Origin of the sequence: Streptomyces sp. NPDC002742, assembly GCF_042888885.1 — a bacterium.
In the GTDB taxonomy this organism is placed as follows: domain Bacteria; phylum Actinomycetota; class Actinomycetes; order Streptomycetales; family Streptomycetaceae; genus Streptomyces.
Genome location: NZ_JBIAQF010000006.1, coordinates 455,195 through 463,611 on the forward strand (window position 1 = coordinate 455,195; position 8,417 = coordinate 463,611).

Genomic DNA, 8,417 nt, shown 5'->3' on the forward strand with positions numbered 1-8,417 from the left:
CGGCTCCCGGAAAGGAGGTCCCGCCATGTCATCAGCGCGCGCCAGCCGGGCCAGGGCCAAGCTGACCCTGAAGGAGCCCCCGGCGTCGGTCGGCGCGAAGCCCGGCGGGACCGTCGCACAGCTCGACCTCCAGTTCAACCCCTCCACCCTGCAGCTGAGCAAGACCACCGAGTGGCGGCGCTCCCCGTCGCGGATGGCGGGGCAGTCGGCACTGCCCGAGTTCGTCGGCAGCGGCCCGCGCACGCTGAGCCTGGAGGTGTTCCTGGACGCCACCGCCCGGCACGACAACTCCGTGGAGCAGGCGGTGGAGAAGCTGATGAAGGCGTGCGTGCCGACCCCGGCCAGCCTGGGCCGCAAGAAGCCGGCCAGCCCGTGGGTCCGGTTCACGTGGGGCACCGCCCGGACGACGTCGTTCGACGGGGTGCTATCCAGCCTGTCGGTGTCGTACACGCTGTTCGACGTCGACGGCAGGCCGCTGCGGGCCACCTGCGCGCTGTCGATCGAGGAGGCGAGCGTCGACCCGGCGGGCCAGAACCCGACGTCCGGCTCGCGCACCGCCCGCAGTACGCACACCGTGGTGGCGGGCGACAGCCTGGCCATGCTGGCCTGGCGGGAATACGGCGACGCGACGGCCTGGCGGGTCATCGCGGAGGCGAACGGAATCGACGACCCGATGGCGCTCGCGCCCGGCACCGAACTGGTGGTGCCGGGGCTGCAGGACGCGGGCGGTGAGGAGGAGCGATGACCGCCGAGGCAAGAGGCCGGCTGTTCACGGCGGACCCCGTGGTGGAGACGCCCGCTGAACTCCCGCAGATCTGGGCCGCCCAGCTGGTGAGCTGCGTGGTGGACGAGAACGTGGGCCTGCCCGACGCGGCACAGCTCACCTTCCGCGACCCCGACCACGAGTTCCTGCAGGCGACGGGCATCACCATCGGCACCCCGCTGAAGGTGTCGGTGGTGACCGTGTCCGGGCAGGCGCGCGAGCTGCTGTTCAACGGCGAGGTGACGGCCCTCGAACTGGACCGGGACAGCACGGGCTCGTTCACCGTGGTGCGCGCCTACTCCAAGGCGCACCGCCTCCAGCGGGGCCGCAAGGTTGTGGCGTACCGGAACATGACGGCGTCGGCCATCGTCCGCAAGGTGGCCGCCGGGGCCGGGCTGGCCTGCGGCACCGTGCAGGCCGCGCCGGTCACCTACAAGCAGCTCTCGCAGGCGAACGTGTCCGACTGGGACTTTCTTCAGTTCCTGGCGGGGGAGAGCGGCGCGCTGGTGCGCGTCGACGACAAGGGGCTGCTCCAGTTCACCAAGCCGGTCAAGGCGTCCGGCGCGCCCGCGCCGTCGACCTCGTCGTCCCGCAACCCGATGGTGCTGGAGTACGGGGCGAACCTGCTCGCGCTGCGGGCCTCGCTGTCGGCGGCGGACGGCGCGTCGCAGGTGGAGGTGCGCGGCTGGGACGTCACCACCAAGAAGCCGCTGGTGTCCCGGCAGCCGTCGGTGATCAGTGACACGGTGGTTCCGGGCCTGAGCCCGGCGCTCGCGGCCGGCCGGTTCGGCAAGTCGGCGAAGCTGACCGTCACGGACACCCCGTACCGCACCCTGTCCGAGACGACCGCGGTCGCGGACGCGGTGTCCGGTCAGGTCAGTGCCGGTTTCGGTGAGCTGGAGGCGGTGGCCGAGGGCAACCCGCGGCTGCGGGCGGGCAAGCCCGTGGCGCTCGGCAACGTCGGGCAGGCGTTCTCCGGCAAGTACACGGCGACGGCGGTGCGGCACGTCCTCGAACCGCACGGCGGGTACCGGACGACGGTGTGGGTGAGCGCAAGCCCGGACCGTTCCCTGACCGGCCTGGTGACCGGCGCCGACGCGCCCGGCCGCGGCTCGCGCCTGCCGGGTCTGGCGATCGGCGTGGTGACGGACGTACGCGAGATCGGCGGCGCCGAGAACGGCTCGGTGAAGCTGAAGTTCCCCTGGCTGGACGACACGTACACCACCGACTGGGTGCGCACCGTGCAGTGGGGCGGCAAGGGCGGCGGAGGCGTGTTCAGCCCCGAGGTCAACGACGAGGTCCTGGTCGGGTTCGAACAGGGCCTGCTGGACAGCCCGTACGTCATCGGCGGGCTCTACAACGGAGTCGACAAGCCGTCGCCCCACAAGGTCCCGCTGATCGACAAGGCCACCGGAAAGGTCAACCGCCGCTCCATCGCGTCGCGTTCGGGGCACCGGATGGAGCTCCTGGACGCGAGGGCTCCGGGCCAGTCCGGCCTCAGGCTCGTCAGTGGTGACGAGCGCCTCGAAGTGAGCCTCGACCAACGGCGGGGCCGGATCGAGCTGACGGTGTACGCCGGGAAGGGCCGGCAGCCCGTCACCTCCGTCCTGCTCGACAAGAAGGGCATCACCCTGGACGCGGGACGGGGCGACGTGAGCATCTCGGGCGGGAACGTGGACATCCAGGGCCGGGTCGGGGTGAAGATCGGCGGCCGCACGGTGAGCGTCACCGGCAGCTCCGACGTCACCGTCGACGGCGGTCTGCTCGGCGTCCTCAAGGCCAAGCTCATCCGGATCAACTGAGGATCGACACCGTGACCAGCGAAAGGAGCACCGCATGCCGGCCGCAGCCCGTACCGGTGACCCCACCAACCACGGCGGCGTGATCGCCACCCCGCCGCCCGGCGCCGCCGCGGCGGTGGTCCGGGTGCTGATCGGCGGCCGTCCCGCCGCCGTCGTGGGCAGCCTGCACACCTGCGTCATACCCCCGCACGCGGCCCTGGGACCGGGCAACGTGATCATGCCCAACCCGGCCGGACTCGCCTCCGGTCAGGTCCTCATCGGCGGGCTGCCGGCCGCGCGGGCGCGCGACAAGACGACATGCGGCGCGATGATCATGACCGGCGCCCTCAACGTCCTGATCGGGGGCCTGTGATGAGCGAGCGGTTCGATCGGCGTGGGCGTCCGCTCCCGTCGCGGACCGGACGCCCCGCCCGCGGTGGCGTGGTCCTGCCCACCCGCGGTGGCGCGGTCCGGCCCGGCGCTCCGGGCGTCCGGACCGGGAGCGTGTCATGAGCGACCGGTTCATCGGCCGAGGCTGGGCGTTCCCGCTGAGGGTCGGGCCGACCGGCGGGATCGGCATGGTCGAACGGGAGCGGGAGATCGAGGAGGCGATCCGCCTGGTGCTCGGCACCGCACCCGGCGAGCGCCCCATGCGCCCCGAGTTCGGCTGCGGCATCCACGACTACGTCTTCGCCCCCGGCGACGGTGCCACCGCCGGACTCGTCGCACAGCAGGTGCGCGAGGCCCTCGAACGGTGGGAGCCGCGCATCGCGGTGGACGACGTGGTGGTCGCCTACGACGCCGTCGAGGCCGGAACCCTCTACATCGACGTGCGCTACACCATGCGTTCCACCAACGACCGGCGCAACCTGGTGTTTCCCTTCTACACGATCCCCTCCGAGGAGGGGGCCGAGGAATTGGTTGCCGACTGATGGCCCTGCCCTCCCCCAACCTGGACGACCGGCGGTTCCAGCAACTCGTCGACGAGGCGAAGCGGTACGTGCAGCAGCGCGCCCCGGAGTGGACCGACCACAACGTCTCCGACCCGGGCGTCACCCTGATCGAGACGTTCGCCTACCTCGTGGACCAGTTGCTGTACCGGCTGAACCGGGTCCCGGACAAGAACTACACCGCGTTCCTCGACCTGTTGGGCATCCGGCTGTTCCCGCCGGCCGCGGCCGTGGCCGAGGTCGACTTCTGGCTGTCGGCGCCGCAGCCCGACACGGTGACGCTGCCCCCGGGCACCGAGGTGACCACCGCGGGCGGCGAGGGCGACGATGCCGTGGTGTTCACGACCGTGGACGAACTGCGGATCGTGCCCAGCGAGTTGATACGGCTGGTGACCGCGTCCCGGACCGGTGAGCAGACCGACCGGACCAGGACGCTCGCCGAGGCCGGCGACGTACCGTGCTTCCAGCGGGCACCGGAGCCGGGCGACGCGCTGCTGTTCGGCCTGCCGACGGCGGTACCGCGCTGCGTGGTCGCCGTACAGCTGGACAGCCGCACGGAGGGCGTCGGCGTGGACCCGCGCCAGCCCCCGCTGGTGTGGGAGGCGTGGGCCGGCGGCGGCTGGCAGGTGTGCGAGACCGGTGAGGACACCACCGGCGGCCTGAACCGGCCCGGCGAGGTCATCGTGTACGTACCGGCCGGGCACACGGCGTCGGTGATCGGCGGGACCCGGGCCGGCTGGCTGCGCTGCCGCGTCACCGAGGCGGAACCGGGCCAGCCGTTCTACTCGGAGTCCCCGACGGTGCGCGAGGCGGCGGTGTTCACCGTGGGCGGCACCATGTCCGTCGAGCATGCCGAGACCGAGACCGACGTACCGCTCGGCACCTCGGAGGGGGTCTCCGGGCAGACGTTCCGGCTCGGCCGCCCGCCGGTCCTCCTCGACGGCGAGCCCCCCGTGGTGGAGGTGTCCTCGGAGGAGGGCTGGCAGCGCTGGGAGGTGGTGGAGCACTTCGGCCGCTCCGGCCCCGCCGACCGGCACGTCCGCGTCGACGCCACCACCGGCGAGTTCGGCTTCCCGCCGGTGCTGCGCGAGCCGGACGGCACGCTGCGGCAGTGCGGTGCCGTGCCGCCCAAGGGCGCCCGGATACGGGTGGCCCGCTACCGCACCGGCGGCGGACCGGCGGGCAACGTCGCCCGCGGCGCGATCTCCGTGCTGCGCAGCTCCGTTCCCTACGTCGCCCGGGTCGTCAACCGGGAGGCGGCGCGCGGCGGCGTCGCCGGGGAGACCATCGACAACGCCAAGCTGCGGGCACCGGACGCGCTGCGGATGCAGGAACGCGCGGTGACCGCCGAGGACTACGAGATCATCAGCCGCCAGGCGGCACCCTCGGTGCGCCGGGTCCGCTGTCTGAACGCGGCGGACGGCGCGGGCGCGGTACGGGTCCTGGTGGTGCCGGACGCGGTGGCCGACGAGGGCGACGACCGGCTCCGCTTCGAGCAGTTGATCCCCTCCGACCAGGTGCTCGAAGCGATCACCGCGAGCCTCGACGAACGGCGCCTGATCGGCACCCGCCTCGTCGTGGAGCCGCCGGCCTACCAGGGCGTCACCGTGGTGGCCCGGCTCGCGGCGGCGCCGGGCGACACCGACCGGGTGCGCGACGCGGCGCTCGCCGCGCTGTTCCGGCACCTCAACCCGCTGCACGGTGGTCCGGACGGCACCGGGTGGCCCTTCGGGCGGCCGGTGCAGTACGGCGATGTGTTCGGCGTGCTGCAACGCGCCACCGGCAACGCGCTGGTGGAGGAGATCCTGCTGTTCGCCGCCGACCCGATCACCGGGCGGCGCGGAGCACCGGCGGACCGCGTCGACGTGGCCGCGGGCGCGCTGGTCTTCTCCTACCAGCACCAGGTGGTCGTCACGGCGGCCGGGCCGGACGCGGGGACAGGGACAGGGATGCGGGGATGAGCCGCGCCGCCGTACCCGGCCTGCCCAGCCAGTACCCGATCGGCGGGCAACTGCCCGCCCTGTACGCCGACGACGACTTCGCGCAGCGGTTCACGGGCGGCCTCGACACCGTTCTCGCCCCGGTGTTCGCGACCCTCGACAACCTGCCCGCCTACCTCGACCCCCGGGTGGCTCCGAGCGACTTCCTGGCCTGGCTGGCGTCATGGGTGGGCGCCGCCGACGACCCGCTGTGGCCGGTGGAGCTGCGCCGCGAGGCGGTGGTCCGCGCGGTGGAGCTGCACCGGTGGCGCGGCACCAGGCGCGGCCTGGTCGAGGGACTGCGGCTCGCGCTCGGCGTGCACGCCGAGGTGAGCGGGGACGGCGGCGCGGCATGGTCGAGCACCGCCGGTGCAGACCTGCCGCCCGAGCCCCCCGCCGAGACCCTGGTCCGGGTGTGGCCGGGCCGCGAGGCACGGGTGGACGAGCGCCGGGTCCACGAGGTCGTCCGGGCCATGTGCCCGGTGCACACCGTCTGCCGGGTGGAGATCCTGCCCGGCCCGCCCACCGACGAAGGGAGGTGATGTCATGCGCGCATGTCCCGTGTGCGGGGCATCCAACGACCCCACGGACGACTTCTGCGGCAACTGCGGGTCGTACCTGGGGTGGTCGGACAGTACGTCGCCTTCGGGTACGCCCGCGGAGCCGCCGGCATCGGGTACGCCCGCGGGGCCGCCGCCTTCGAGTGCGCCCGCGGGGCCGCCGCCTTCGGGTACGCCCGCGGAGCCGCCGGTCACCCGTGTGCCCCGGCCCACGGCCTCGGAGCCGCCGGCGTCGGGCACACCTCCCGAACCCTCGGCCGCACCGGATGCCACCCGGCCCGAGCCGCCGGCCGCCACTCCGGCGCCCTCGTCGCCCCCGGCCGAGGAGCCGGCGTCCGCCGCGCCCGCCCGCGGTTCGTCGTTGCGCACCCGGCTGACGGGTCGCGGCCGCGGTGAGGAGCGGCGGGCGGGCACCGCGTCGGCCGCGGGCTCACGCGACCGCGACCGCGATGGCGCGGGCTCACGCGACCGCGACCGCGACCGCGATGGCGCGGGCTCCGGTACCACCTCCGGCCGGCACGGGGAGACGGCAGGCCCCGTACCCCGGCTCGGCCCCGGCGACACCGGTGCCGAGCCCTCCGCTCCCGCCCCCCGCCCGGCCACCCGCGAGGCCTCCCGCACCGACGCGGCCGCCCCCACGAGCGCGGCGTCCGCGGCCCCTGTCACCCACCCCGCTCCGGCCCCTCGGAACCCGCCGGGCCCCCGCCCCCCGGTCGCCCCCACCCCCACCCCCACCCCCGACGCGCCGACTCCCGCACCCATCCAGCCCGTACGCCCCGCGAAGCCGGTGGCCCTCCGCCCGGTCGTACGCCCCGCAGGGATCCCCGACGAAGTGGCCGGCGCCCCCTGCCCCTCCTGCGGCACCCCCAACCCGCCCGGCCGCCGGTTCTGCCGACGTTGCGCGACCGCGCTGAACCCCGCCGCGAAGCCCGAACCGTTGCCGTGGTGGCGGACGGTGTGGCCGTTCCGCCGTCGGGTGCGGGCGGGTTCGGGCAGGGCGGTGCGGCTCCTGGTGATCCTGGCCGTGGTGGTGGCGCTGTGCGCCGGAGCTCTCCTGCTGCTCCCGGCCGGGCGTGCCCTGTTCGAGGACACCCGGGACAAACTGGGCAAGCCCGAGCCCGTGACACCGGTGGGCGTCAGAGCGAGCGCCGAGGTCCCCGGGCACCCGGCGAAGAACACCACGGACGGACTGAGCAACAGCTACTGGGGCGCGCCCGCGCCCGGCGCCTCGGTGACCTACACCTTCGGCAAGCCGTTCCGGATGGTCGACCTCCTCATCACCAACGGCCCGTCCACGAAACCGGAGGACTACCACAGCCAGGCACGCGCACTTCAAATGGACCTGGAGGTGACGACGTCGGACGGTGAGCGGCAGAACAAGCAGCTCACCCTCAACGACAGACCGGGCGACCAGACGATCCCCACCGGGATCAGCGACGTGAAGACGGTACGCCTGACCCTGCGCTCGCCCGTCGGCCTGACTTCGGGCCGCCGACTGGCCCTCGCGGAAGTGGAGTTCTTCCAGCGAAGCTGACTGTCACCTGACGCTTGGTGCTGGCAAGATCTGCAGGTGAGGGGTGGGCATGGACATCGTGGAACTCATGGAATGGCTGATCCAGCAGGGATGCTGGGCAGTATTCAAAGCTGACGGCGAGCGCACCCCGGGCACACGGTGGATGGTGATGGTCTCCGGCGGAGCCTTGGGCAGGGATTCGTTCTTTCGTAGTGACCGGGCCTCGCCGGACGCATGTCTTCAGGACCTGCTTGATCACCTTGAGACTGCTGGACTCTCCCCCTTCGCCTGAGCCTGAGCGCCCCCGCCGGAGGCACGTAAGGAAACACAGCTGAGTGACGACGGTCCCGGAGCCAACGAGTTGGCGAACCAGATGCAGGAAGCACGCTCGGCCCTCTACCTGCTCTGCGCCGGCGACACCGTCGATCTCGCCGATGCTCTCGCGCGTCGGGTCTGGAGCACCAGGCCCACCGACGGCAGGGACGACCGCCGGGCCGAGTTCCGAGAGACGTTGGACCTCCTGCGTCGCTTCACCCACCAGCTCCGGCAAGAAATCGCCAGATCGTAGTCCTCATTGGATCACCGGGCGGACCAGAGGAAGATGCCCGCGACGTGGAGTCCGGCCAGGTACAGGTAGATGGTGGCGGTCTCCTCGTATCGAGTGGCGATGCCCCGCCACCGCTTCAAGCGGTTGATGCACCGCTCGACGGTATTGCGCTGCTTGTAGGCGTCACGATCGAAGGCGGTGGTCTGCCGCCTCGGCTGAACGAAACTGCCTAGTGAGCTGGTTCGGAGATGCGTGAGCAGTAGCGGCAGATCCGGTCGAGGATCTGGTCGGCGGTTTTGGTCCACTTGAACGGCCGGGCCTCGT

Annotated in this window: 8 protein-coding genes and 2 pseudogenes; 9 read left to right on the top strand and 1 reads right to left on the bottom strand. The window is 72.8% G+C overall.

Annotated features, from left to right (window positions below; translation table 11 throughout):
• The first annotated feature begins 25 nt into the window (after positions 1-25).
• The 9 genes and pseudogenes from ACFYW8_RS13710 to ACFYW8_RS13750 form a co-directional block, all read left to right on the top strand.
• Complete coding sequence (locus ACFYW8_RS13710; RefSeq protein WP_389072461.1) at positions 26-745, top strand: LysM peptidoglycan-binding domain-containing protein; 720 nt, start codon at positions 26-28, stop codon at positions 743-745.
• On the top strand, positions 742-2,565 hold the full coding sequence (locus ACFYW8_RS13715; RefSeq protein WP_389072466.1) for a VgrG-related protein: 1,824 nt from the start codon (positions 742-744) through the stop codon (positions 2,563-2,565). The genes ACFYW8_RS13710 and ACFYW8_RS13715 overlap by 4 nt, the downstream gene beginning before the upstream one ends.
• Positions 2,566-2,599: 34 nt before the next feature.
• Entirely contained in the window at positions 2,600-2,917 is a 318-nt protein-coding gene (locus ACFYW8_RS13720) for a PAAR domain-containing protein (protein WP_389072471.1), read from the top strand.
• 136 nt (positions 2,918-3,053) lie between these two features.
• Positions 3,054-3,476 carry a GPW/gp25 family protein gene (locus ACFYW8_RS13725; protein WP_261704782.1) on the top strand — a complete coding sequence of 141 codons (423 nt, stop codon included), beginning with the start codon at positions 3,054-3,056 and terminating at the stop codon, positions 3,474-3,476.
• Positions 3,476-5,455, top strand: a complete 1,980-nt coding sequence (locus tag ACFYW8_RS13730; protein WP_389072478.1) for a putative baseplate assembly protein — start codon at positions 3,476-3,478, stop codon at positions 5,453-5,455. The genes ACFYW8_RS13725 and ACFYW8_RS13730 overlap by 1 nt, the downstream gene beginning before the upstream one ends.
• Positions 5,452-6,015, top strand: coding sequence for a phage tail protein (locus tag ACFYW8_RS13735; RefSeq protein WP_389072483.1), 564 nt, complete (start codon positions 5,452-5,454; stop codon positions 6,013-6,015). Before ACFYW8_RS13730 ends, ACFYW8_RS13735 begins: the two co-directional genes overlap by 4 nt.
• A 217-nt stretch (positions 6,016-6,232) precedes the next feature.
• On the top strand, positions 6,233-7,567 hold the full coding sequence (locus ACFYW8_RS13740) for a zinc ribbon domain-containing protein (RefSeq protein ID WP_389072486.1): 1,335 nt from the start codon (positions 6,233-6,235) through the stop codon (positions 7,565-7,567).
• Positions 7,568-7,616: 49 nt separating this feature from the next.
• Positions 7,617-7,838 (top strand): hypothetical protein, encoded by a 222-nt coding sequence (locus ACFYW8_RS13745; protein ID WP_389072490.1) that lies wholly within the window; start codon positions 7,617-7,619, stop codon positions 7,836-7,838.
• Positions 7,839-7,865: 27 nt separating this feature from the next.
• Positions 7,866-8,114, top strand: a pseudogene (locus tag ACFYW8_RS13750) (hypothetical protein); the annotation flags it as partial.
• Between the two features lie 11 nt (positions 8,115-8,125).
• On the opposite strand, the pseudogene ACFYW8_RS13755 reads toward ACFYW8_RS13750, so the two are convergent.
• A pseudogene (locus ACFYW8_RS13755) lies at positions 8,126-8,310 on the bottom strand (IS5/IS1182 family transposase); the annotation flags it as partial.
• Positions 8,311-8,417 lie beyond the last annotated feature (107 nt).

Coding starts and splice junctions, on each gene's coding strand:
- ACFYW8_RS13725 (WP_261704782.1), top strand. CDS start 3,054: ATGAGCGACCGGTTCATCGGCCGAGGCTGGGCGTTCCCGCTGAGGGTC.
- ACFYW8_RS13735 (WP_389072483.1), top strand. CDS start 5,452: ATGAGCCGCGCCGCCGTACCCGGCCTGCCCAGCCAGTACCCGATCGGC.
- ACFYW8_RS13715 (WP_389072466.1), top strand. CDS start 742: ATGACCGCCGAGGCAAGAGGCCGGCTGTTCACGGCGGACCCCGTGGTG.
- ACFYW8_RS13730 (WP_389072478.1), top strand. CDS start 3,476: ATGGCCCTGCCCTCCCCCAACCTGGACGACCGGCGGTTCCAGCAACTC.
- ACFYW8_RS13710 (WP_389072461.1), top strand. CDS start 26: ATGTCATCAGCGCGCGCCAGCCGGGCCAGGGCCAAGCTGACCCTGAAG.
- ACFYW8_RS13745 (WP_389072490.1), top strand. CDS start 7,617: ATGGACATCGTGGAACTCATGGAATGGCTGATCCAGCAGGGATGCTGG.
- ACFYW8_RS13720 (WP_389072471.1), top strand. CDS start 2,600: ATGCCGGCCGCAGCCCGTACCGGTGACCCCACCAACCACGGCGGCGTG.